The following is a 23627-nucleotide window of genomic DNA, read 5'->3' as shown; positions in this document are numbered from 1 at the left end:
TATGGCTCGACAGGCAAATTGCCGAGTAACGTGCTTGTCTACTAGCAATGACAGTGGAAGTGAAAATTCTAGTAGTGACGGTAGTAGTACGCAAGGGACAAGGCCAGCCCAAGGCAGTTCGTCGACGTTGCCTGGCATGAATCGACCAGTACGCACCCCAAACTCTGATTTCCCCCCAGATCAGACGGTTGTTAATGCAATGAAAACCCCTCAAGTACAAAATATGGTCGCGAACGTTGAGTGCGGTGATTGCTCCGACATTGCAGGGTATTTGTACAATGCTTCAGGTGGAAAAGGGCAAGTTATCAAGGTGACACCAAATACGCCAAATAGTCTGAATGTATACGAAAATGGAAATCTTGAAAGCGGTCAGTCGTACCATCAGGTATTTACAGATGGGCGTTATGTATATGATCCACGAGTATCGTCGACGCCGATACCAAAAGGTGATTGGTTGCAGTTAATAACGAATACCAATCCTGGCGGAGTTTCTATCTCAGCAGTGAGAGGCGGGAAATGAATAATCTTAGTTTAGCTAATGGGGATGAGTTGTTTTTAGTAATCCAAGAATTTGCTGAAATCGAATGGCGGAAGTATCGGCAAAGAATTGTTGAGGTTGAAATGAAAAATGGCACATTTTTGCGAGAAGACCATTCCCAACTTCCTCCATTTACAACAGTTAGATTTCAATCGGAAAACAAAGATTTTTTGGCGAAATTGAAATCGGCTGTCGAGGGTTATGAAGGAATGGTCAAATGGAATTTCATAGGGCATGAACGGCTAGTATTATCAGGGATAAATTGGGTAATTCATCCAAAATTTGTTGATGATCTAAGAACAGAAGCGATTGACAAAGGAACTCACGATGTTCATCACTATATCGAACAGCACTATCCAGAGCTCGCTATTAATGCATACGCTGATCTGCTAGGTTTAGCAGAACATGTCCGAGCGAGTTTGCTTATTTAAAATAGATGTTCCACTATCTTAAGGTGACTTATTAGAAATATTATTGATACGCTATCTGAGCGGGAGCTGCAAACCGTTTTTGAATGTCTATCCGCGCTTGAACAGGAAGAATTTTGTCCTGAATGGGAATTTGAAACTTTATTTGGGATTTCAAGGAAGCAACTTGCAGCCGTACGCGAAGCGTGGCCCGAAGTTAATGTTCACGATTCAAACGTGGGTGCGGCTGTGATTGGTGCAATGAATCACCTGTTAGGTTATCCGCGTGGTCAAGACGTATGCTGGAATAAGTACATTAGTGTTGAACCCAATGTTATTAAATCAACTTTGGAAAAATTGCTTGCTTTAGGGTTGTAGGTCAGGCTACTGGCTTTGTTGCAGGTGTCGATGCCACTACGCAGGAAATCTGTGCTACCGACGTTTGACCTACTCAGGGATAGTGCGGATATATTTGAGGGCGTCAGAGGGGAAGCCGGACTATGACAGAGTACCCTCGATTACGCCTAAAGTACCCGTGTTACAGGTTCATAGCCTATCGGCGACCGTTAGCGAATGATAAACTAATCCGTATCGCCCCAATGGCTGGATTGATACCCCAACAATCTGCCGCAAACGCAAAAAAGCCCACGGCTAAGGTGGGCTTCGTTGTTAAATTCTGATTTCCGTTGTGAATTTCACGATGCGAAAATATAGAATATGTCTAACTATTTGATTCTATTGAATTAGTTGGGGTGGCTGACGGGACTCGAACCCGCGACAACAGGAATCACAATCCCATACTCGATGACATTATCTGCCCTAGAGAATTGCGATATTGTGAAAGTAAGAAATTAGTTAAATCAATGGGTTATGTAATTTAGAGTTGCGATTTAATATCGCATTAAAAATAGCTTAACTCATTGATCTTAAAGAGGAAATGTATGATTGAGACGGTAGCTTCATAGCCTATCCGTTGGGGCAGGTTCTGGGGACGAATCCGGGGACGAATTAGGGGTGTTAAGGGTAAAGACAGGAGAAGGCGCACTATGGCGAGTTCCCCTACGTTCCCCTCAATACCCCTATCTATTTGGTTCGAGTCCAATCGTGTCCGAGGCGGCCTATCGGGACGTTGGAGGCAAATTTGCAAAGCCCCCCCCCAGTGTTTGCCTCAGCAAGGGCATAAAAAAACAGCACTGTATATTAGACAATGTCTAATATACAGTGCTGTCCGTTTATACAGCTTGCGCCGTAAGTCATTGATTCAATTGGTCGGGGCGAGAAGATTCGAACTTCCGACCCCTTGCACCCCATGCAAGTACGCTACCAGGCTGCGCTACGCCCCGACAAGCCTGTTATTATATCAGAGCAAAATTGCTTTGTTTCCAACGGAATACAAAGAATGTTTAAAAATTTTCCAATCGTTGTCTGGTCGGCGCTGGCGCTGGTTGTTGTGCAGTCATTGACAATGATCAGATGCCTCGCGGAAGGCGATCCTCTTTGAAATAATCTTATGTCAATAAAAATTAGCCAGCAGTTTGACGCCGCAGCGATTGAAGTCGTGCGCGCGGATAGTCCTCAGCAGATTGAATTGAAAATCCGCAGCGATTCGCATGCCGATTTCACACAGTGGTTTTATTTTCGCTTGCAAGGCGCACGCGATGAGGATTGCACCATTCGTTTTCTGAATGCTGGCGCAACCACCTATCCAAAAGGGTGGGAGGGCTACCAGGCGGTGGCCAGCTATGATCGCGAAAACTGGTTCCGGGTGCCGACCAGCTTCGACGGCCAGGTCATGACCATCAGCCATACGCCGGATTACGATAGTGTCTACTACGCTTATTTCGAGCCGTATTCCTGGGAGCGTCACCTGGCGTTGCTGGGACAGGCGGAACAATCGCCGCTGGCGCGCGTGCGGGATATCGGTACTACCGTCGATGGTCGGGATATGAACTTGCTGGTGATCGGTAATCCTAACGCTGCCAAGAAAGTGTGGGTCATCGCTCGCCAACATCCTGGTGAAACCATGGCGGAATGGTTTGTAGAGGGCATGGTTGATGCCTTGCTGGATAGTGCTAACCCGCTGGCGACCAAGGTATTGCAGCATGCAGTGTTTTATATCGTGCCGAACATGAATCCTGATGGCTCGGTGCGCGGTAACTTGCGCACCAATGCCGCCGGCGCCAATCTGAATCGCGAATGGATGACGCCGTCGCTGGAGCGTAGCCCGGAAGTATTTGCGGTGAAAAACAAGATCCATGAAGTCGGCTGCGACCTGTTCCTCGATGTGCACGGTGATGAAGCTTTACCGTATATCTTCGTGGCCGGTTCGGAAATGCTGGAAGACTTTAGTCCGCAACAAGCGGTAGAGCAGCAAAAATTCATTGACGACTTCCAGCGCGCCAGCCCGGATTTCCAGACTGAATTCGGTTATTCAGCGAGCAAATACAGCAGTGACGTATTGACGCTGGCGTCCAAATATATCGGCCACACTTTCAAGTGCGTATCGCTGACGCTGGAACTGCCGTTCAAGGATAACGCCAATCTGCCGGATGTCCAGGTTGGTTGGGACGGCGCACGCAGCGCACGTCTGGGTGAAGTTGTATTGCAGCCGATCTTGCGGGCGTTTGAATAAGATCGATCGTTTTATCGATGAAACTGGTATTGCGGATTAGGCCTGTAATACCAGTGTTCGTAGTCGATTAGTGAAAATGCGCCGATCCGCTCGGCGTATCCTCTGGCGTCTCGGGGTGCACCAGATCGCCTTCGCGGTCGGGATAAAACGGCGTACCGCAATCGTCGCAAAACTCCATCGCAAACAGGTCGGTATGCCGCTGGATATCATCAATGCCGCATTCGCGCAACAGGCTCAGGATCTGCTCGAGCGGGGTTTCCGGCTCTGCCGTGGCGGCATCGCTGTCGCTGGAGCGCGTAATGATTTCTTCGTTGGCTTCTTCCGGCCCGTAGAGCGGCCAGACTACGCCGTAGATGATCTCGTTGGTCTGGCCCACGGAAAAGCCGATGCGGTATTCATCGACGCGGCCGCTTTCCGGCTGCTCGCTGAAGCGGCCGATGCTGGCATGCAAATCCTTCGATGCAATATCCAGCGTGTGCGACAGGTAATAGCTGGCGGCGCGCAGGGAGGCTGGGCGAATTTGCAGGTCGGCTTCGCGGCAGGCGGCATAGTAAGCCTCCGGCAGCAGCAGCTGGACCCCGCAACCGGGCAGCAGACGGGTAATGCTGGGCGTGACCTGGTTGCGCCATTGTTCCAGCGCTTGTTCCTTGTTGGCAGCGATATGTCCGGCTTGCCCGTGCGCCACTTGCCAGTGAAATAGCGGCATGCCGCTCGGCACCACCAGGGCGGCCAGCAGGTAACGGGTGTCAGCCAGGTAGGGCGCAGTTTGTGGTGGATTGGCGGGACTGCGCACTGGCGTTGCGTTCAGCGCTGCTTGCGACAATTGCTGCAGCAAAGCGAAGGTATCGGCGTGGCTGCGCGGTAACTGATCGATGGCGTACAGCGACGGCACGATGGCGCTCTGCACATCCGGAGCCAGAATGTGGGCGTGCAGATGAGCGCTGACGGTCAGCATGACGTCGGCCGCAACCGGCCCCGATCCGATCGAAAAGCGGGTCCATGCCAGCAATGGAATGCCGATTAGCAGGCAGTCATACTGTTTTCCTTGATGCTCGATGGTGCTGGATTCGCTACAGGCTTCAACTACGTCCATCAGGACGTCATAGCCGTCAGGTTCGGTCGGGAACAACTGCTCCAGGGCGCCGTCGATCGGCTCTTGATGCTGCGCCTTGAAATGCTTGTTGAGAAGCGCTTCAATATCGCGCTCCCAGGCACGCTCCTCAAGACGGCTGGAGGCTTGAATCAATGCTTGCGCCAACTCGGCCAAACGGTGGCTGTCGGCAGAAAATTTACGGGAAGGTTTTTTTGACGGACGGCGCATAGTAGGTAAGGTAAGGAGCTGAGCTGACAACATAGTCAATATCTTACTGCGCGGCCGTAACGGATGCTTCTTGCACATCCAATGGCGCCAGCGGGCAAAGAGACGCTCACATACTCGTTGATCAATGTATCGACAAATATGCGCCGCTTTTCCGTGCTGCCTTCTGGCCTACGACCGCTTGCTGAGAGTTTTCGAGGACTCTGAGGCAGGAAGACTGCAAAATCCTATTGTAGTGGATTTAACCGTATGTTGAATAAAACTACGTGACGAGATTTCAAGAAGAAATTAGTGGCAGAAATGACAAACGCCGGCATTGCCGGCGTTTGGGGTTAAAGCAAACTGCGGGTTACAGCTGTTATGCCGCCAGCAACTGACGCAACACGAATGGCAGGATGCCGCCGTGTTTGTAGTAGTCGACTTCGATTGGCGTATCGATACGCAGCAAAACCTTGACTTCCTTGGTTTCACCGTTGGCGCGACGGATCACCAGGATAGCGTCTTGCTGTGGCTTGATTTCGCCGTCGATACCCTTCAGGTCGAAAGTCTCGTTGCCGGTGATGCCCAGCGTTTGCACGCTGTCGGTACCGATGAATTGCAGTGGCAATACACCCATGCCGACCAGGTTGGAGCGGTGGATGCGCTCGAACGAACGGGCAAACACGGCTTTCACGCCCAGCAGTTGAGTGCCCTTGGCAGCCCAGTCGCGCGACGAACCAGTGCCGTATTCTTCGCCGGCAAACACCATGGTAGGCACGTCGTCCTTGACGTATTCCATAGCCGCGTCATAGATCGACGTTTCCTTGCCGCTTGGCTGGTGCAGGGTGATGCCGCCTTCAATTCGCGAACCGTCCGGTGTGGCAGGAATCATCAGGTTCTTGATGCGGACGTTAGCGAAAGTACCGCGCATCATGATTTCGTGATTGCCGCGACGCGAGCCGTAGGAGTTGAAGTCAGCCTTCAGTACGCCGTTGGCAGTCAGCCATTTACCTGCCGGGCTGGATTCCTTGATGGAGCCAGCTGGCGAGATGTGATCGGTAGTGATCGAATCGCCGAACACGCCCAGTGCACGGGCGCCGGTGATGCCGGTCGCTGCAGCCTTCGGCACCATGGTGAAATCCTGGAAGAACGGTGGCTCTGCGATGTAGGTCGATTTCGGCCAGTTATAGACTTCGCCGCCGGCGACGCCCTTGATGGCTTCCCACAGCTTGCCTGGTGCGCCCTTGACGTCGGCATAGTTGGTCTTGAAGGTCTTGGCGTTCATCGCAAACTTCATCAGCTTGGCGACTTCTTGCGAAGTTGGCCAAATGTCGCCCAGATAGATATCTTTGCCACCCTTGCCCTTGCCAACCGGCTCCGTCATCAGGTCGCGTGTCATGTTGCCGGCGATCGCGTAAGCGACGACCAGCGGTGGCGAGGCCAGGAAGTTGGAGCGAATGTTCGGATGGATCCGCGCTTCGAAGTTACGGTTGCCGGACAATACAGCCGAGGCCACCACGTCGTTCTTGACGATAGCTTCGTTCATGGCTGGGGTCAGGTCGCCGGCGTTGCCGATACAAGTGGTGCAGCCGTAGGCGGTGACGCCGAAGCCGAGCTTTTCCAGGTATGGCAGCAAGCCTGCCGCTTCCAGGTATTCGGTAACGACGCGTGAGCCAGGGGCCAGCGAAGTCTTGATATGCGACGATACCTTGAGGCCGGCTTCAACCGCTTTCTTGGCCAGCAAACCGGCCGCCAGCATGACGCTTGGGTTGGAGGTGTTGGTGCAAGATGTGATTGCAGCGATCAGCACGTCGCCGTTTTGCAGATTGACGCCGTCGGCATTGACGTAGGTCGCATCCAGGTCTTCGATTTTCTTGTTGAAGCCGTTTTCTGCGATTGGCTTGCTGAACAGTTCGGCGAAGTTGGCTTTGACATGGCCGATTTCGATACGGTCTTGCGGACGCTTCGGGCCAGCCAGTGACGGTGCGACAGTAGCCAGATCGAGTTCGACGACGGTGGTGTAGTCGATGTCGCCTGCCTTTGGAATGCCGTACAGGTTTTGTGCTTTGAAATAACCAGCGAAAGCATCGATTTCTGCCTTGCTGCGGCCAGTGCCCTGGAAGTATTCGATGGTCGCATCGTCAACCGGGAAGAAGCCCATGGTCGCGCCGTATTCAGGCGCCATATTGGCGATAGTCGCACGGTCGGTCAGGCTCAGCGAGGCTGTGCCTTCGCCGAAGAACTCGACGAACTTGCCGACGACTTTTGCCTTGCGCAACAATTCGGTGATGGTCAGGACCAGATCGGTGGCGGTAACGCCTTCACGCAACTGGCCGGTCAGGTTCACGCCGACGACGTCAGGCGTCAGGAAGTAAACCGGTTGACCCAGCATGCCGGCTTCCGCCTCGATGCCGCCCACGCCCCAGCCGACTACGCCGATGCCATTGATCATAGTGGTGTGGGAATCAGTACCAACCAGAGTATCTGGATAGTAGACCGAATCCTTCTTGTGGACGCCGCGCGCCAGGTATTCAAGGTTTACCTGGTGGACGATGCCGAAACCTGGAGGCACGACGCCGAAAGTATCGAATGCCTGCATGCCCCATTTCATGAACTGGTAGCGCTCGTTGTTGCGCTGGAATTCCAGTTTCATGTTGAGGTCGAGCGCTTTCTTTTCACGGAAATGGTCGATCTGCACCGAGTGGTCGACGACCAGGTCGACCGGCACCAGCGGCTCGATGTTCTTGGCGTTCTTGCCCAGGCTTGCTGCGACGTTGCGCATTGCAGCCAGGTCGGCCAGCAGCGGTACGCCGGTAAAATCTTGCAGTACTACGCGCGCCACGACGAAAGGGATTTCATCGGTGCGGGCTGCCGTTGCGCCCCAGTTGGCGAGCTGCTTGACATGCTCTTCGGTGACTTTCTTGCCGTCGCAGTTACGCAGTACGGATTCCAGCACGACGCGGATCGATACTGGCAAGCGCGAGATGTTGACGCCGAGTTTTTTCTCCAGGGCAGGCAAGGAATAGAATTTGCCTTTCTTGGAATCGGAAATCTTGAATTCCTTGAGTGTGTTCAACGTATTACGGGACATGATATCTCCTGAGGTTACAACTAAATTACAAACTGTTTGCCGGATCAACTGGGGTCGGGGCAGGCATTTCTTCTTGCGTCGGCGATTTGCATTCATTCGCCAGTTGATGTCCTTGTTTTGAATCGAGCAAAATGCCCTTGGCCGGGATGCCGATCCACAGCAGGCCGTATTTGCGGTTTTCAAAGCGGTTGGCGCCGGTGGTGGTCGGCACGCGCGTCAGGCGGTGCAGGGTTTTGCCCCAGCGCAGCGCGATATGTTTGTCGTCCTCGGCATTGGTGTAAATGGTCAGGCTGTTGCCAAGTTCGCATTTGTAGTCGACGGAAACTGAGGTTTTGATATCCGGCGTGCCTTCGTCTTCACCGTCATCCACTTCGACGGGAGCAGCTTTCGCTGCAGGCTTCTTTGCTGCTTTTTTTGTGGTCTTTTTTGTCGTGGTGCTGGTTTGGGCTTGCGCCTGCGGCGCTACCACTGCCAGGCTGGCGCACAGCAAAACCAGGGCGGACAAACTCGTTGACAGGCTCATTCTCATTTCATTGCTCCATAATGCAATCCGTCGCTTATTTCAGTAACGGCGGATGCGGTTATAACAAGGTACTGGTAGTTTCAGGTAATGCGGCGCCGCTATTTTTTGCCCGCTGCAGTACGCTCCAGTAATACCGGTAACTGGCGCGGTCATGCAGCGTGCCCTCGTGTTGTATCGGTCCCCATTCTGCTTGCTGGGCTGCAAGCAGAATCTGTGCCGCAACGGCTATTTCAGATTGCGGCGGGGTAAATGCGTTCAATATCGGCTTGATCTGCTGTGGATGGATGCTCCACATCCGGGTGTAGCCGAACTCCTCCCTGGCGCGACCGGCATCGGCAGCGACGCTGGCGCTATCCTTGATGTCGGTGGTGACGTTATGCGATGGCGCCTTGCCGTGCGCATGGCAGGCTGCAGCAATTTCCAGCTTGGCACGGGCTACCAGCGGATGGCTGAACTGGCCGGGAGAGCGCATCGCCGCACTCGGAATCGCACCATAATGGGCGGATACAAAATCCATGATGCCGAAGGACAGCGACTGTACTTGCGGCAGGGCGGCGATGGCGAAGACATCAGCCAATGCGCCGTGGGTTTCTATCAAAACGTGGACCGGCAGGTTTTCCCGGCCGGCGCGGCTGCTATGGTGCCCGATGAGGTCAATGGCGGCGATAACTTCCGCCACGCTTTCGACCTTCGGCAGCATCAGGTAAGCCAGCCGGTTGGCGGCGCCCTGGCAGATGATCTTGATATCTTGTTCGAAAAAAGCATTGCCGCTATCGTGTACGCGAGCACCTATGCGTTCGAAGCGGTTGTCTGCGCCGGAGATGATGCTGGCGACCAGTTGCGCATGGACTGCTTCGTTGCCGGCGCTGGCGCCGTCTTCGCAGTCCAGCGTAATGTCAAAGACCGGGCCTAGTTCCTGTTGCAGGTCGATCGATTTACGCATGAGCTTTTCAGCGCCGGCGTAATGATCGCAGACCGGTAGCGAGACCGGCTGTTGCTTGCCTAGGAATAAGACCTGGGTAGGGTGCATTGCGAAGTATTCTTAAAGTTGCGGACAAACAAAGTCAGGCGCTGCATGGCAATGGCTGTGTTGCCATGCAGGTGTTGCTCAGTGCGGGTTTAGCCGACCAAGTGTTTCACGCCATCACGCTCTTCTTGCAGCTCTTTCAGCGTGAGGTTGATGCGCTCTTGCGAGAACGCGTCGATTTCCAAGCCTTGAACGATTTTGTATTCGCCGTTCTCGGTTGTGACAGGGAAGCCGAACATGGTGCCTTCAGGGATGCCGTAAGAGCCATCGGACGGCACGCCCATGGTGGTCCACTTGCCGTTGGTACCCAGTACCCAGTCGCGTACGTGGTCGATTGCTGCGTTAGCAGCAGAGGCTGCCGACGACAGGCCGCGTGCTTCGATGATCGCTGCGCCGCGCTTGCCAACTGTTGGCAGGAACACGTCCTTGTTCCAGACTTGGTCGTTGATCAGGTCTTTGACCGATGCGCCGTCGGCTGTCGCGTAGCGATAGTCTGCGTACATGGTTGGCGAGTGGTTGCCCCATACGCACAGTTTTTCAATAGCGGAAACCGGTTTGCCGATCTTGGCCGCAACTTGCGACAAGGCGCGGTTGTGGTCCAGGCGCAGCATCGCTGTAAAGTTCTTGGCTGGCAGGTTAGGCGCCGATTTCATGGCGATGTAAGCGTTGGTGTTGGCTGGATTGCCAACCACCAGTACCTTGACATTGCGCGAAGCAACAGCATCCAGCGCCTTGCCTTGCACTGTGAAAATCTGTGCATTGGCTTCCAGCAGGTCTTTGCGCTCCATGCCTGGGCCGCGTGGGCGGGCGCCAACCAGCAAGGCAACGTCAGCATCCTTGAATGCAGTCAGCGGATCGCTGTGGGCAGTGATGCCAGCCAGCAGCGGGAAGGCGCAATCGTCGACTTCCATGATCACGCCTTTCAGCGCTTTTTGTGCTTTTTCGTCAGGGATTTCCAGCAGTTGCAGAATGACCGGTTGGTCTTTGCCGAGCAGGTCGCCATTGGCGATGCGGAACAACAGGGAATAACCGATTTGACCAGCGGCGCCGGTAACGGCAACACGCAGAGGGGACTTAGCCATGTTGAATCTCCAGAGAGGTGATAAAAAAATTGCGGGACAGAGTTCAATGGCCAACGTGACGCGGCGAATTACTCTGTCCCTACCGTTTACAACGGTCAAATTACAAAAGTCCCAGCCAGAAACAAAAGCGGCGACTCAATACCTAACACGTAACCTCTAATGATACCGACGAAAGCCACAGTCGTCAGTTTGTTTCGCGTAGATTCGGCGGTTGAAAATTGCAACCGCAGATTGCAGCTTATAACTTCGACACTGTGTCCGGCGTTGACCTGAAACCGGTTTGCTTTGATTTGCTTGTTGTGCAGGCTATCAATTAAGTCTAATGCCCGCGAGTTTAGGCTTGGCAACATGGTATGTCAATCAATATCTTATATCTTATATAAGACATATCATTGAGCATTTTTTTCTGGACGACAATGGCTGTTTTATGGTGAAATCCGAGGTTATGAGTTCCATCCCGTCCAATCCGAGTAGTGACCCAGCCAGCCCGAGCGCCGCTGCCCCCGGAGCGTCCCCGGCAGCTTCGCCGGCAAGCTCCCCGACTTTTAGTCCGCTCTACCAGCAAATCAAGGCGTTGATCATGCAGCGCCTGCAGTCCGGTGAGTGGAAGTCCGGCGAATTGATCCCCAGCGAAGTCGAACTTGGCAACCGTTTCAAGGTGAGTCAGGGGACCGTGCGCAAGGCAATTGACGAACTGGCGGCGGAAAACCTGCTGGTGCGACGCCAAGGTAAGGGCACTTTCGTCGCCACTCATCACGAAGCGCGCTCGCAATTCCGTTTCCTGCGTCTGATGCCGGACAGCGATGAGCCGCAAGTCACCGATAAAAGAGTAATTGAGCTGAAGCGTTTGCGTGCGCCGGCGGATATTGCGCGCCAGTTGGGTATGAAATCAGGTGACTCCGTAGTTTATGTCAAGCGCGTGCTGGCTTTTGACGGGGTGCCGACGATACTGGAAGAGTTGTGGTTGCCGGGCGCGCTGTTCAAGGCGTTGACGCTAGAGCGCCTGGCTGAATATAAGGGGCCGATGTACGGTCTGTTTGAAACCGAATTCGGCACGCGCATGATTCGCGCGACTGAGCAGATTCGCGCCGCTAGCGCGGATGCAGATGCCGCCGAGTTGCTGGCTGTGGAAAAATTGTCGCCTTTGCTTTGCGTCGAGCGCGTGTCTTTTACCTATGGCGACAAGCCGGTGGAAGTGCGGCGTGGGCTGTATGTGACCAATCGTCATCATTACCAGAATGAGTTGAGTTGAGGGTTTGCTTGACGCTCGGGGCAGAATTGCCGGTTGCGTGTGAGTGCGGCCGACTGGTGGCAGAATGGCAAAGTTCTAAGATGTGCTAGCAGCAATTCGCAATAAGGAATTGCGCAATAACGAATAATAAATATTGGTGTGCTGCACAAAAATCGGCGAAAATTGCGGGATTGCTTAGATCGTCAACTTAGAGCGTCAAAAAAGCATCAAAATTTTAAACTGAGGAGAACCCTGTTATGTCTGAAGCCGCGAAACCCAATCGGCCACAGTTTCGTAATATAAACATTACACAAATTGTGGGTTACCGCTTGCCGCTGGCAGGCATTATTTCGATTTTGCATCGCATTAGTGGCTTGTTGATGTTTCTGTTGCTGCCTTTTATCTTGTTCATGCTGGATAAGAGCCTGGTATCTGAGACGTCCTTCGAATACTTCAAAGGCTTTACGTCGGGCTGGTTTGTCAAGCTCGTCATCCTGGCCCTGTCCTGGGCATACCTGCATCATTTCTGCGCCGGCATTCGCCACCTCGTCATGGATAACCACATCGGCCTGAGCAAGGATAGCGCGCGCAAATCGGCTGCCAGCGTATTGGTGATCAGCCTGCCGTTGGCGCTGATCGTTGCATTGAAACTGTTCGGAGCATTCTAATGGCAGATAATAATATCGGTGGCAAGCGTCTGGTTGTCGGCGCGCATTACGGTTTGCGCGACTGGCTCGCGCAGCGTGCAACAGCGATCGTGATGGCGGTCTATACCGTCATTTTGCTGGTTTCCTTTCTGACCGCCAGCAACTTCACGTATGAAGGCTGGGCAGGCCTGTTTTCTCACCAGTGGTTCAAGCTGGCTACTTTCGTAGCGCTGATGGCACTGTTTTTTCATGCATGGATCGGTGTGCGTGATATCTGGATGGATTACGTCAAGCCTGTCGCTCTGCGCCTGGTCTTGCAAGTTGCCACAATTTTGTGGTTGGTCGGTTGTGCCGGATGGGCGGCGCAGATTTTGTGGAGAGTGTAATCGTGTCATCAATCAAATCCACAATTCCTACACGCCGCTTTGATGCGGTAATCGTTGGCGCCGGTGGTTCGGGCATGCGTGCTTCGCTGCAATTGGCGGAAGCTGGTTTGAATGTTGCGGTCTTGTCGAAGGTGTTTCCTACCCGTTCGCACACGGTTGCGGCGCAGGGCGGTATTGGCGCCTCGCTGGGTAACATGTCCGAGGACAGCTGGTACTGGCACATGTTTGACACCATCAAGGGCTCGGATTACCTGGGCGACCAGGATGCGATCGAATTTATGTGTCGCGAAGCGCCTAAAGCAGTGTATGAGCTGGAGCATTTCGGCATGCCGTTCGATCGTAACGCCGATGGCACCATTTATCAGCGTCCGTTCGGCGGCCACTCGGCCAACTTCGGCGAAAAGCCGGTAGCGCGTGCTTGCGCTGCTGCTGACCGTACCGGCCACGCGCTGTTGCACACGCTGTATCAGCGTAATGTCCGCGCCAAGACCCATTTCTTCGTTGAATGGATGGCGATCGACCTGGTGCGGGATGCCGAAGGCGATGTCATCGGCGTCGTTGCTCTGGAAATGGAAACCGGCGAAGTCATGATGCTGGAAGCCAAGACCACGGTGATGGCGACCGGCGGAGCAGGGCGTATCTGGGCGGCGTCCACCAATGCCTTCATCAATACCGGTGACGGTATGGGTATGGCGGCGCGCGCTGGCATTCCATTGGAAGACATGGAGTTCTGGCAATTCCACCCAACTGGCGTAGCCGGGGCGGGTGTGTTGATTACAGAAGGCGTTCGCGGCGAGGGCGGTATCCTGATCAACGCCAACGGCGAACGTTTCATGGAGCGTTACGCACCAACCCTGAAAGATCTGGCCCCGCGCGATTTCGTCTCGCGGTCGATGGACCAGGAAATCAAGGAAGGCCGTGGTTGCGGTCCTCACAAAGATCACGTCATGCTGGATCTGCGTCATATCGGCGCCGAAACCATCATGAAGCGTCTGCCGTCGATTCTGGAAATCGGCCACAAGTTCGCTAACGTTGACGCCTTGAAAGAGCCGATTCCGGTCGTGCCGACCATTCATTACCAAATGGGTGGTATCCCGACTAACGTCTATGGCCAGGTGGTAGTGCCGAAGAACGGCGTCCCGAATGCTGTGGTGAATGGCCTGTATGCAATTGGCGAATGCGCCTGCGTATCGGTGCACGGCGCTAATCGCCTGGGCACCAACTCGCTGCTGGATCTGGTGGTGTTCGGCCGTGCGGCTGGTAATCACATTGTCGACAGCAAGCTTAAAGATCGCAGCAACAAGCCGTTGCCGGCGGATGCCACGGACGCCGCTTTGGCGCGCATGGCCAAGCTGGAAAACAGCACCGGTTCCGAGCGCGTGCAAGACGTGGCCGGCGATATCCGCAAGACTATGCAGCAATACTGTGGCGTGTTCCGTACCGATGAGTTGCTGCAACAGGGCTACAAGGAAATCATGGTGCTGGATGAGCGTCGCAAGCATGTTGCGTTCAAGGATAAATCGAAAGTGTTCAATACAGCGCGCGTTGAAGCGCTGGAGCTGGATAACATGATCGAAACCGCCAAGGCCACCATCACCGCAGCGGCAGCGCGTAAAGAATCACGCGGCGCACATGCGCATCGCGATTACGAACACCGTGACGATGAAAACTGGATGAAGCACAGCTTGTGGTATTCCGAAGGTAATCGTCTCGACTACAAGCCGGTCATCACCAAGCCGTTGACAGTTGATACGTTCAAGCCAAAGCCACGCACATTCTGACCAATTGCGGGACAGAGGCGGCCAGCGGTGGCTTTGAGAGCCACCGTAGCGTGGCGAATTACTCTGTCCTCAACTGACTAGACGGTGCGAAAGTTGTAAAGAAAAGTATTTGTAGGAGAGGATTCGAGGGCAGGTAGAACCGCCAAGCGACTCTGATCCAACGCCCAACTAAAAGGTATAGCCATGTCATCACGTACTTTGAAATTCAAAATTTACCGTTACGATCCCGATAAGGATGCCAAGCCTTATATGCAGGACCTGACGGTCGAACTGCTGCCAACCGACAAGATGTTGCTGGATGCTTTGCAGCGTATCAAGGCCGATGTGGATGATTCGCTGGCGCTGCGCCGTTCATGCCGCGAAGGTGTGTGCGGTTCCGACGCAATGAACATCAACGGCAAGAACGGCCTGGCGTGCACCACCAACCTGAACGAGTTGAGCGAGCCTATTATCCTCAAGCCGTTGCCAGGCTTGCCGGTGATTCGCGACCTGATCGTCGACATGACCCAGTTCTTCAAACAATATGAGTCGATCAAGCCGTTCCTGATCAACGACAACATCCCGCCGGAAAAAGAGCGGCTGCAATCGCCGGAACAACGCGAAGAGCTGGATGGTTTGTACGAATGCATCTTGTGCGCATGCTGCTCGACTTCCTGCCCGTCGTTCTGGTGGAATCCGGACAAGTTTGTCGGCCCGGCCGGTTTACTGCAAGCCTACCGCTTCATCGCAGATAGCCGCGACGAAGCTACCGGCGCGCGCCTGGACAATCTGGAAGATCCGTATCGCCTGTTCCGCTGCCGTTCGATCATGAATTGCGTCGATGTCTGCCCTAAGGGGTTGAACCCGAACGCGGCTATCGGCAAGATCAAAGAGCTAATGGTCCGTCGCGCTGTATAAAAGGGTAGCTCTAATACCCTACTGCGCGGCTCAATCTCTGGCCTGTGATGCTCGCTGTACATTCGTACAGCTGCGCTTCTCGGCCAGACCTTGGGCTAGGTCAGCGCAGCTGAGGCTACGGATCTTAGAGCTTCCGGTAGACCTGAGAAGGGTGGGGCTGTTTTTGTTCTTCCCCCTTTTTTTTTGTAGTGGTTTTAGAGCTGTTCGTCGACGTCGTCGGACGGCGATTTCAAATAGAATAAGTGGTTTTCATGTCTATCATCCATCAAGCCGATCCAGCCAACCGAGCCCGACTGCGTTGGCGTGCGCGGCGCGGTTTGCTTGAAAACGATTTGATACTGACCCGTTTCCTGGACGCCAATGAAGTCACCATGACGGACGATGATGTCGACGCTTTTTCGCGCTTGATGGAGCTGTCCGACAATGAACTAATGGATTTGCTACTGGTCCGTAAAGAACCGGACGGATTGCTGGATCTGCCGCAAGTGCATGCCCTGTTAGCTAGAATACGCGTGGCTTGAAGCTCGCTTGGCCTTGGTCGCAGTGATGCGGTCGCCGCGGATGTTGAGTCGCCTGCAAGCGCGTTTTTGTTTTTTGATTTAGAGTAATTTTTTGTGAGGGAAGTGCCATGACCAATGCTGATACTAAAGCCACGCTATCGTTCTCCGATGGCAGCCCATCCGTAGAATTTCCTATTTACAAGGGCACCGTCGGCCCTGAAGTCATCGATATCCGCAAGCTGTACGGCGCTACCGGCAAGTTCACCTATGATCCAGGCTTCATGTCCACGGCGGCCTGTAATTCGTCGATCACGTACATCGATGGCGACAAAGGTGAGTTGCAATATCGCGGCTACCCGATCGAGCAACTGGCTGTCAATTGCGATTTCCTGGATACCTGCTACCTGCTGCTGAACGGAGAACTGCCGACAGCCAAGCAAAAAGCAGCCTTCGACGCTACCGTGACCCAGCACACCATGGTGCACGAGCAGATGCAATTTTTCTTCCGTGGTTTCCGCCGCGACGCGCATCCGATGGCCGTACTGGTCGGCACAGTCGGCGCCTTGTCGTCGTTCTACCACGACTCGCTGGACATCACTGATCCGCATCACCGCGAAGTGTCGGCGATCCGCCTGATCGCCAAGCTGCCGACACTGGTGGCAATGGCCTACAAGTACAACGTCGGCCAGCCTTTCGTCTACCCACGCAATAATCTGTCGTACAGCGCGAACTTCATGCACATGATGTTCTCGACCCCGTGCGAAGAATACAAGGTCAACGACGTGCTGGTGCGCGCACTGGACCGTATCCTGACTTTGCATGCGGATCACGAGCAAAATGCGTCGACGTCGACCGTGCGCCTGGCAGGTTCCAGCGGCGCCAATCCGTTTGCCTGTATTGCTGCCGGTATCGCTTGCTTGTGGGGCCCCGCACACGGCGGCGCCAACGAAGCGGCACTCAACATGCTGAAGGAAATTGGTTCGGTCGACAATATTCCTGAATTCATTGCTAAGGTGAAGGACAAGAATTCCGGCGTCAAGCTGATGGGCTTCGGTCATCGCGTCTACAAAAACTTTGACCCGCGCGCCAAGCTGATGCGTGAAACATGCTACGAAGTGCTGAACGAGCTGGGCCTGCACGACGATCCGTTGTTCAAGCTGGCGATGGCGCTGGAAAAAGTGGCGCTGGAAGACGAATACTTCGTTTCCCGCAAGCTGTATCCGAACGTCGACTTCTACTCCGGCATCGTGCAATCGGCGCTGGGTATTCCAACGTCGCTGTTCACCGGTATCTTCGCGATGGCGCGTACCGTCGGCTGGATCGCGCAATGGAACGAAATGATTTCCGATCCAGAGCAAAAAATCGGCCGTCCACGTCAGTTGTTTGTTGGTTCGCCAGCGCGTGACGTGCCGCCGATGGATAAACGCGGTTAATTTGTACTGAGTCAGCACTGAGTCAATCAGCGTGAGTATGGAATAGCAACACATAAACAGCGAATCCTCGGATTCGCTGTTTGCATTTCTGCGGGTTATGCTATGCTCTTGTCCTGTGCCGATTTATCAGGCTGCAGCGTAGTAGAAACATGTGGTGAGCGTGTTTTGAAGGGCAGGCGAGTAGTGCCAAAATGTTGTACCCGAATTGAATAGTAGTTAAAAGAACACTGTAATAGAGCCCTTCCCCACAACTTGATGTGCAATCCGCTAACCGGTCAGGCCGTGTCGCGGAAGGTTATGTTAACCCGCTAATCTCGCGAAACGCGAAGAAAGGTGAGCAAGATGATGCAACAATACCGCTCTAATTCATATCTCTTCGGAGGTAATGCACCGTACATTGAAGAGCTGTACGAGTCATACCTCGACAATCCCGGTTCAGTTGCCGATAACTGGCGCGCATATTTTGACGCCATGCAACACGTACCTGCCGTCGACGGCTCAGACAAGCCTGACGTAGGCCACGCTTCCGTCATCGCCTCATTCGCCGAGCGCGCCAAGCAAGGTCCAATCCGTACTATCTCCGCTTCAGCCGATGCTGAAATGGGTTTCAAGCGCGTTGCTGCAACGCAATTAATTGCTGCCTATCGTTACCTTGGCTCCCGCTGGGCCAATCTGGACCCGCTGCAACGCCAGGAACGTTCCGCACTGCCGGAACTGGAACCAAGCTTCTACGGTTTCACCGATGCCGACATGGACATCGTGTTCAACATCAGCAACACCTACTTCGGTCCGGAAACTGCAACCTTGCGCGATCTGCTCAATGCACTGCGCGAGACATATTGCCGTTCGATCGGTACTGAATACATGTACATCAGCGATCCGACCGAAAAGCGTTGGATGCAAGAGCGCCTGGAGTCTACTCGCTCGGCGCCGGTATTCACCGCAGAAAAGAAGAAACACATCCTTGACCGCCTGACCGCGGCTGAAGGCCTGGAGCGCTACCTGCATACCCGTTATGTCGGCCAGAAGCGTTTCTCCCTGGAAGGTGGCGAAAGCTTCATCGTCTCCCTGGATGAAACCATCCAGCGCGCCGGTGAAAAGGGTGTCCAGGAAATCGTTATCGGCATGGCCCACCGCGGCCGCCTGAACGTGCTGGTCAACACCCTGGGCAAGATGCCGCAAGAGCTGTTCGCAGAATTCGAAGGCAAGCATGCCGACGACCTGCCAGCCGGCGACGTCAAGTACCATCAAGGCTTCTCTTCAGACATCACTAGCCCAGGCGGTCCGGTGCATCTGTCGCTGGCGTTCAACCCGTCACATCTGGAAATCGTCAACCCGGTAGTTGAGGGTTCGGTCAAGGCCCGTATGGAACGCCGCGGCGATACCGACGGTTCGCAAGTGCTGCCGATCCTGGTGCACGGCGATGCGGCTTTCGCTGGCCAGGGCGTTGTGATGGAAACCCTGAATCTGGCGCAAACGCGTGGTTACGGCACAGGCGGTACCGTGCATATCGTGATCAACAACCAGATCGGCTTCACCACTTCCGATCCGCGCGATTCCCGTTCGACCCTGTACTGCTCGGACGTCGTCAAGATGATCGAAGCACCGGTTCTGCACGTCAACGGCGATGATCCGGAAGCGGTGGTGTACGCTACCCAGATCGCACTCGATTACCGCATGGAATTCAAGAAGGATATCGTGGTCGATATCATCTGTTTCCGCAAGCTGGGCCACAACGAACAAGATACGCCAGCGCTGACGCAGCCGCTGATGTACAAGAAAATCGGCCAGCATCCAGGCACCCGCAAGCTGTACGCGGACAAGCTGGCTGCCCAAGGCGCCATTGCAACTGACGAAGGCGACGCGATGGTCAAGGCTTTTCGCGATGCGATGGACGCTGGCAAGCACACTGTTGATCCTGTCATCTCCAACTTCAAGAGTAAATATGCCGTCGACTGGCTGCCATTCCTGAACCGCAAATGGACTGACGCCGCTGATACATCGGTGCCTGTGACTGAGCTGAAGCGCCTGGCCGGCCGTATCACAACCGTGCCGGAAAATTTCAAGGTCCACGCACTGGTTGAAAAAGTACTGAACGACCGCGCAGCAATGGGCCGTGGCGAACTCAACCTCGACTGGGGTATGGGCGAGCATCTGGCCTACGCGTCGCTGGTATCTTCCGGTTATGCAATCCGTCTGACCGGCCAGGATGCAGGCCGCGGCACCTTCGTTCACCGTCACGCGGTATTGCATGACCAAAACCGTGAGCGTTGGGATGCAGGCAGCTATATTCCTCTGCAAAATATCTCCGAACAGCAAGCGCCGTTCAAGGTCATCGATTCGGTACTGTCGGAAGAAGCTGTGCTCGGTTTCGAATACGGTTATTCCACAGCAGAACCAAACACGCTGACTATCTGGGAAGCGCAATTCGGCGACTTCGCCAACGGCGCGCAAGTCGTGATCGACCAGTTCATCAGCTCCGGCGAAGTGAAGTGGGGCCGTGCTTCTGGCCTGGTCATGATGCTGCCGCACGGTTACGAAGGCCAAGGCCCGGAACACTCGTCGGCCCGCCTGGAACGTTATTTGCAACTGTGCGCAGACAACAACATGCAAGTGGTGCAGCCGACTACCGCAGCGCAGATTTTCCATCTGCTGCGCCGCCAGATGATCCGCCTGTTCCGCAAGCCGCTGGTGATCATGACGCCGAAGTCGCTGTTGCGTAACAAGGACGCCGGTTCGCCGTTGTCTGATTTCAGCAAGGGCAGCTTCCAGACCGTGATCGGCGAAGTCGATGACAAGATCGACCCTAAGAAGGTCAAGCGCATCGTCGCTTGCTCGGGCAAGGTTTACTACGATCTGGTCAATGCACGTAAAGAGCGTGGTCAGACCGATGTCGCAATTATCCGCCTGGAACAACTGTATCCGTTCCCGCACAAGGCATTCGCTGCCGAGTTGAAGCAGTTCCCGCACTTCAACGAGCTGGTATGGGCTCAGGATGAGCCGCAAAACCAGGGCGCGTGGTTGCAGATCCAGCACAATATTTTTGAAAACCTGGAAGATGGTCAAAAGCTTGCGTATGCAGGCCGTCCAGCCAGCGCGTCGCCAGCGGTCGGTTACTACGACAAGCACTATGCGCAGCAAAAAGCATTGCTGGATACGGCATTTTCCAAGCTCAAAGGTTTTGTTCTTACCAAATAATTGACGACCGGGCAGGCCTGGATGGCCTGCCTGCCGCACCATCTTACGGAGAATTAAATGGCACTTCTTGAAGTAAAAGTTCCGCAATTGTCGGAATCCGTCGCTGAAGCGACTTTGTTGACATGGCATAAGAAAATTGGCGATGTAGTCAAGCGCGACGAAAACCTGATCGACATCGAAACAGATAAAGTTGTACTCGAATTACCTGCGCCAGCTGACGGCGTGATCGTTCAATTGATTCAACCTGATGGCAGCACCGTGGTAGCCGATCAAATCATCGCAATCATCGATACCGACGCTTCGGCCAAGGTCAGCCCGATGGAAGTAGCTGCGGTGCCAGTGCCGCAAGCCGGCCACGCGCCAACTCCGGTTGCAGCGCCTGAATTGCAATCGAAATCTGCAGCCGGCATCGCCATGCCAGCCGCAGCAAAACTGCTGGCCGAAAACAACATGTCGGCGGCGCAAATCGACGGCAGCGGCAAAGATGGCCGCGTCACCAAGGGTGACGTCCTCGGCGCGGTAGCCAACAAGGCTGCGGCTCCTGCGCCTGCACCTCTGGCCGCAGCGCCAGCCAAGGCGCTCCTGCAACAAGTTGCAGCGCCGACCAAGGCTAACCTGGACGATCGTCCGGAAGAGCGTGTGCCGATGAGCCGTCTGCGCGCCCGTATCGCCGAGCGCCTGGTGCAATCGCAATCGACTAACGCCATCTTGACGACATTCAATGAAGTCAACATGCAGCCAGTCATGGATCTGCGTACCAAGTACAAAGACAAGTTCGAAAAAGAGCATGGCGTCAAGCTGGGCTTCATGTCGTTCTTCGTCAAGGCGGCGGTTGCTGCATTGAAGAAATACCCGATCGTCAATGCTTCGGTAGATGGCAACGACATCGTGTACCACGGCTATTTCGATATCGGTATCGCGGTCGGTTCACCACGCGGCCTGGTAGTGCCGGTGTTGCGTGACGCCGACCAGATGTCGATTGCCGACATCGAAAAGAAAATCGGCGAATTCGGCGCCAAGGCCAAGGACGGCAAGCTGACCCTGGACGACCTGACCGGCGGTACTTTCTCGATTTCCAACGGTGGTACTTTCGGTTCGATGTTGTCGACCCCGATCATCAACCCGCCACAATCGGCGATCCTGGGCGTGCATGCGACCAAGGACCGTGCTGTGGTCGAAAACGGCCAGATCGTGGTGCGTCCGATGAACTACCTGGCAATGTCTTACGATCACCGTATCATCGACGGTCGTGAAGCAGTGCTGGCGCTGGTTGCCATGAAAGAAGCGCTGGAAGATCCTGCCCGCCTGTTGCTGGACCTGTAAGCTTTAAACCCGCCAGACGCGCGCCCTGATTCTGTTTTCTGCCCATTCAGCGGTGCAAAAAACAGGGCAGGGCGCGTCGTTTAGGTGGATAGGTAAATGATGAGAGCCTTGTCGTCATTGTTTGTCCGCGCCGCACAGGATTTTCCGATGTACGCAGGCAAAACAGATAATGAACTGACATGGCAATAACTCGAAGGATGGAAAATGAGCAAACAATTTGATGTCGTTGTAATCGGTGGCGGTCCCGGCGGTTATATTGCAGCAATTCGCGCTGCACAACTGGGTTTCAGTACAGCATGTATCGATGAATGGAAAAATGCCAAGAACGGTCCTGCACCGGGCGGCACTTGCACCAACGTCGGTTGTATTCCTTCCAAGGCACTGCTGCAATCGTCCGAGCATTTCGAACATGCCGGCCATGCTTTCGCCGAGCACGGCATCAATGTCAAGGGCCTGGAGCTGAATCTGGGCCAGATGCTGGCGCGCAAGGATGGCGTGGTCAAGCAGAATAACGAAGGTATCCTGTACCTGTTCAAGAAGAACAAAGTCACCTTTTTCCACGGCCGCGGTTCTTTCGTCAAGGGCGATGCCGGCGGTTATGAGATCAAGGTTGCAGGTGCCACCGAAGAAACTATTTCCGCAAAGCACGTCGTGCTGGCAACCGGCTCCAATGCCCGCGAACTACCTGGCGCACCGTTTGACGAAAAACTGATCCTGTCGAATGCCGGCGCGCTGGCAATTGATGCGGTTCCGGCTAAACTGGGTGTTATCGGCGCCGGCGTCATCGGCCTCGAAATGGGTAGCGTCTGGCGTCGCCTGGGTTCTGACGTCAGCGTGCTGGAAGCATTGCCGACTTTCCTCGGTGCAGTCGATGAGCAAATTGCCAAGGAAGCCGGCAAGCTGTTCACCAAGCAAGGTCTGAAAGTCAGTCTGGGCGTCAAGATCGGTGCTATCACGGCTGGCAAGAACGACGTTACGGTTGAGTATGTCGACGCCACAGGCGCAGCGCAAAAAGCCGTCTACGACAAACTGATCATTTCGATCGGCCGTACGCCGAACACGATCGGCCTGAATGGCGATGCAGTTGGCTTGAAGCTGGACGAGCGTGGTTTCATCGCCGTCGACGACAACTGCAAGACCAATTTGCCAAACGTTTGGGCCGTGGGCGATGTGGTGCGCGGGCCGATGCTGGCGCACAAGGCTGAGGAAGAAGGCGTTGCGGTTGCCGAGCGTATTGCCGGACAGCATGGTCACGTCAATTTCAATACCATTCCTTGGGTGATCTATACATCGCCGGAAATCGCCTGGGTTGGAAAGACAGAACAACAACTGAAGGCAGATGGAGTAGCATACAAGGCTGGCACCTTCCCGTTCCTGGCAAATGGCCGGGCGCGTGCTTTGGGCGATACTTCGGGTATGGTCAAATTCTTGGCGGATGCCAAGACTGACGAGATCCTGGGCGTCCATATTGTTGGTCCAATGGCGTCGGAATTGATTTCCGAAGCTGTGGTCGCGATGGAATTTCGCGCTTCTGCGGAAGACATCGCACGTATCTGCCATGCGCACCCATCCTTGTCGGAAGCGACCAAGGAAGCAGCGCTGGCGGTCGACAAGCGGTCTTTGAACTTTTAAGA

Annotated in this window: 18 protein-coding genes and 1 tRNA gene; 13 read left to right on the top strand and 6 right to left on the bottom strand. The window is 54.5% G+C overall.

The annotated features are described in order from the left end of the window. Window positions 1–136 precede the first annotated feature (136 nt). Window positions 137–520 (top strand): hypothetical protein, encoded by a 384-nt coding sequence (locus LT85_RS26640; protein ID WP_156117532.1) that lies wholly within the window; start codon window positions 137–139, stop codon window positions 518–520. After that, entirely contained in the window at window positions 517–969 is a 453-nt protein-coding gene (locus LT85_RS14400; RefSeq protein WP_052135192.1) for a hypothetical protein, read from the top strand. Before LT85_RS26640 ends, LT85_RS14400 begins: the two co-directional genes overlap by 4 nt. A gap of 1242 nt (window positions 970–2211) precedes the next feature. On the opposite strand, the gene LT85_RS14395 is transcribed toward LT85_RS14400, so the two are convergent. Beyond that, window positions 2212–2288: transfer RNA gene (locus LT85_RS14395), tRNA-Pro, on the bottom strand. A 167-nt stretch (window positions 2289–2455) separates the two neighbouring features. Between LT85_RS14395 and LT85_RS14390 the strand changes: the two genes are divergently transcribed. Next, the gene (locus LT85_RS14390) at window positions 2456–3577 is read left to right on the top strand and encodes a M14 family metallopeptidase (protein WP_038489926.1); all 1122 of its coding nucleotides are present in this window, start codon (window positions 2456–2458) and stop codon (window positions 3575–3577) included. Between the two features lie 67 nt (window positions 3578–3644). Here the strand turns inward: LT85_RS14390 and LT85_RS14385 are convergent, their stop codons facing one another. The 5 genes from LT85_RS14385 to LT85_RS14365 form a co-directional block, all read right to left on the bottom strand. Beyond that, window positions 3645–4898, bottom strand: coding sequence for a DUF2863 family protein (locus LT85_RS14385; RefSeq protein ID WP_038489923.1), 1254 nt, complete (start codon window positions 4896–4898; stop codon window positions 3645–3647). Between the two features lie 355 nt (window positions 4899–5253). Then, a complete protein-coding gene (acnA, locus tag LT85_RS14380) occupies window positions 5254–7965 on the bottom strand; it encodes an aconitate hydratase AcnA (protein WP_038489920.1) in 2712 nt (903 codons plus the stop codon). Between the two features lie 25 nt (window positions 7966–7990). Then, on the bottom strand, window positions 7991–8488 hold the full coding sequence (locus LT85_RS14375; protein WP_038489917.1) for a hypothetical protein: 498 nt from the start codon (window positions 8486–8488) through the stop codon (window positions 7991–7993). Window positions 8489–8546: 58 nt separating this feature from the next. Continuing rightward, window positions 8547–9518: an HpcH/HpaI aldolase/citrate lyase family protein gene (locus tag LT85_RS14370; protein ID WP_038489913.1), complete on the bottom strand. Its 972-nt coding sequence runs from the start codon at window positions 9516–9518 to the stop codon at window positions 8547–8549. Window positions 9519–9607: 89 nt separating this feature from the next. Beyond that, the gene (locus tag LT85_RS14365) at window positions 9608–10597 is read right to left on the bottom strand and encodes a malate dehydrogenase (protein WP_038489909.1); all 990 of its coding nucleotides are present in this window, start codon (window positions 10595–10597) and stop codon (window positions 9608–9610) included. Window positions 10598–11042: 445 nt separating this feature from the next. Between LT85_RS14365 and LT85_RS14360 the strand changes: the two genes are divergently transcribed. From LT85_RS14360 to lpdA, 10 genes are all read left to right on the top strand, one after another. Beyond that, window positions 11043–11849 carry a GntR family transcriptional regulator gene (locus LT85_RS14360; protein ID WP_038489906.1) on the top strand — a complete coding sequence of 269 codons (807 nt, stop codon included), beginning with the start codon at window positions 11043–11045 and terminating at the stop codon, window positions 11847–11849. Window positions 11850–12085: 236 nt separating this feature from the next. Next, window positions 12086–12496: a succinate dehydrogenase, cytochrome b556 subunit gene (sdhC, locus tag LT85_RS14355; protein ID WP_038489904.1), complete on the top strand. Its 411-nt coding sequence runs from the start codon at window positions 12086–12088 to the stop codon at window positions 12494–12496. Beyond that, the gene (sdhD, locus tag LT85_RS14350; protein WP_038489902.1) at window positions 12496–12861 is read left to right on the top strand and encodes a succinate dehydrogenase, hydrophobic membrane anchor protein; all 366 of its coding nucleotides are present in this window, start codon (window positions 12496–12498) and stop codon (window positions 12859–12861) included. Before sdhC ends, sdhD begins: the two co-directional genes overlap by 1 nt. Window positions 12862–12863: 2 nt before the next feature. Next, window positions 12864–14642, top strand: a complete 1779-nt coding sequence (gene sdhA / locus LT85_RS14345) for a succinate dehydrogenase flavoprotein subunit (protein ID WP_038489900.1) — start codon at window positions 12864–12866, stop codon at window positions 14640–14642. Between the two features lie 183 nt (window positions 14643–14825). Then, window positions 14826–15539 carry a succinate dehydrogenase iron-sulfur subunit gene (locus LT85_RS14340; RefSeq protein ID WP_038489897.1) on the top strand — a complete coding sequence of 238 codons (714 nt, stop codon included), beginning with the start codon at window positions 14826–14828 and terminating at the stop codon, window positions 15537–15539. Between the two features lie 251 nt (window positions 15540–15790). Then, window positions 15791–16060, top strand: coding sequence for a succinate dehydrogenase assembly factor 2 (locus tag LT85_RS14335; RefSeq protein ID WP_038489894.1), 270 nt, complete (start codon window positions 15791–15793; stop codon window positions 16058–16060). 107 nt (window positions 16061–16167) lie between these two features. Then, complete coding sequence (gene gltA / locus LT85_RS14330) at window positions 16168–17472, top strand: citrate synthase (RefSeq protein ID WP_038489891.1); 1305 nt, start codon at window positions 16168–16170, stop codon at window positions 17470–17472. A 342-nt stretch (window positions 17473–17814) separates the two neighbouring features. After that, window positions 17815–20670 (top strand): 2-oxoglutarate dehydrogenase E1 component, encoded by a 2856-nt coding sequence (locus LT85_RS14325; RefSeq protein ID WP_038489888.1) that lies wholly within the window; start codon window positions 17815–17817, stop codon window positions 20668–20670. Between the two features lie 57 nt (window positions 20671–20727). Then, complete coding sequence (gene odhB / locus LT85_RS14320) at window positions 20728–21993, top strand: 2-oxoglutarate dehydrogenase complex dihydrolipoyllysine-residue succinyltransferase (RefSeq protein WP_038489885.1); 1266 nt, start codon at window positions 20728–20730, stop codon at window positions 21991–21993. A gap of 204 nt (window positions 21994–22197) precedes the next feature. Continuing rightward, on the top strand, window positions 22198–23625 hold the full coding sequence (lpdA, locus tag LT85_RS14315) for a dihydrolipoyl dehydrogenase (protein ID WP_038489881.1): 1428 nt from the start codon (window positions 22198–22200) through the stop codon (window positions 23623–23625). The last annotated feature ends 2 nt before the right edge of the window (window positions 23626–23627 follow it).

It is taken from the genome of Collimonas arenae (genome assembly GCF_000786695.1).
GTDB lineage: Bacteria > Pseudomonadota > Gammaproteobacteria > Burkholderiales > Burkholderiaceae_D > Collimonas > Collimonas arenae_A.
Note: the sequence above shows the minus strand (reverse complement) of the source record. Positions and strands in the feature narration are given on the sequence as shown.

Coding starts and splice junctions, on each gene's coding strand:
- acnA (WP_038489920.1), bottom strand. CDS start 7,965: ATGTCCCGTAATACGTTGAACACACTCAAGGAATTCAAGATTTCCGAT.
- sdhD (WP_038489902.1), top strand. CDS start 12,496: ATGGCAGATAATAATATCGGTGGCAAGCGTCTGGTTGTCGGCGCGCAT.
- LT85_RS14400 (WP_052135192.1), top strand. CDS start 517: ATGAATAATCTTAGTTTAGCTAATGGGGATGAGTTGTTTTTAGTAATC.
- LT85_RS14340 (WP_038489897.1), top strand. CDS start 14,826: ATGTCATCACGTACTTTGAAATTCAAAATTTACCGTTACGATCCCGAT.
- LT85_RS14325 (WP_038489888.1), top strand. CDS start 17,815: ATGATGCAACAATACCGCTCTAATTCATATCTCTTCGGAGGTAATGCA.
- LT85_RS14370 (WP_038489913.1), bottom strand. CDS start 9,518: ATGCACCCTACCCAGGTCTTATTCCTAGGCAAGCAACAGCCGGTCTCG.
- odhB (WP_038489885.1), top strand. CDS start 20,728: ATGGCACTTCTTGAAGTAAAAGTTCCGCAATTGTCGGAATCCGTCGCT.
- LT85_RS14335 (WP_038489894.1), top strand. CDS start 15,791: ATGTCTATCATCCATCAAGCCGATCCAGCCAACCGAGCCCGACTGCGT.
- lpdA (WP_038489881.1), top strand. CDS start 22,198: ATGAGCAAACAATTTGATGTCGTTGTAATCGGTGGCGGTCCCGGCGGT.
- LT85_RS14390 (WP_038489926.1), top strand. CDS start 2,456: ATGTCAATAAAAATTAGCCAGCAGTTTGACGCCGCAGCGATTGAAGTC.
- LT85_RS14360 (WP_038489906.1), top strand. CDS start 11,043: ATGAGTTCCATCCCGTCCAATCCGAGTAGTGACCCAGCCAGCCCGAGC.
- LT85_RS14385 (WP_038489923.1), bottom strand. CDS start 4,898: ATGCGCCGTCCGTCAAAAAAACCTTCCCGTAAATTTTCTGCCGACAGC.
- LT85_RS14365 (WP_038489909.1), bottom strand. CDS start 10,597: ATGGCTAAGTCCCCTCTGCGTGTTGCCGTTACCGGCGCCGCTGGTCAA.
- LT85_RS26640 (WP_156117532.1), top strand. CDS start 137: ATGAATCGACCAGTACGCACCCCAAACTCTGATTTCCCCCCAGATCAG.
- sdhC (WP_038489904.1), top strand. CDS start 12,086: ATGTCTGAAGCCGCGAAACCCAATCGGCCACAGTTTCGTAATATAAAC.
- LT85_RS14375 (WP_038489917.1), bottom strand. CDS start 8,488: ATGAGCCTGTCAACGAGTTTGTCCGCCCTGGTTTTGCTGTGCGCCAGC.
- gltA (WP_038489891.1), top strand. CDS start 16,168: ATGACCAATGCTGATACTAAAGCCACGCTATCGTTCTCCGATGGCAGC.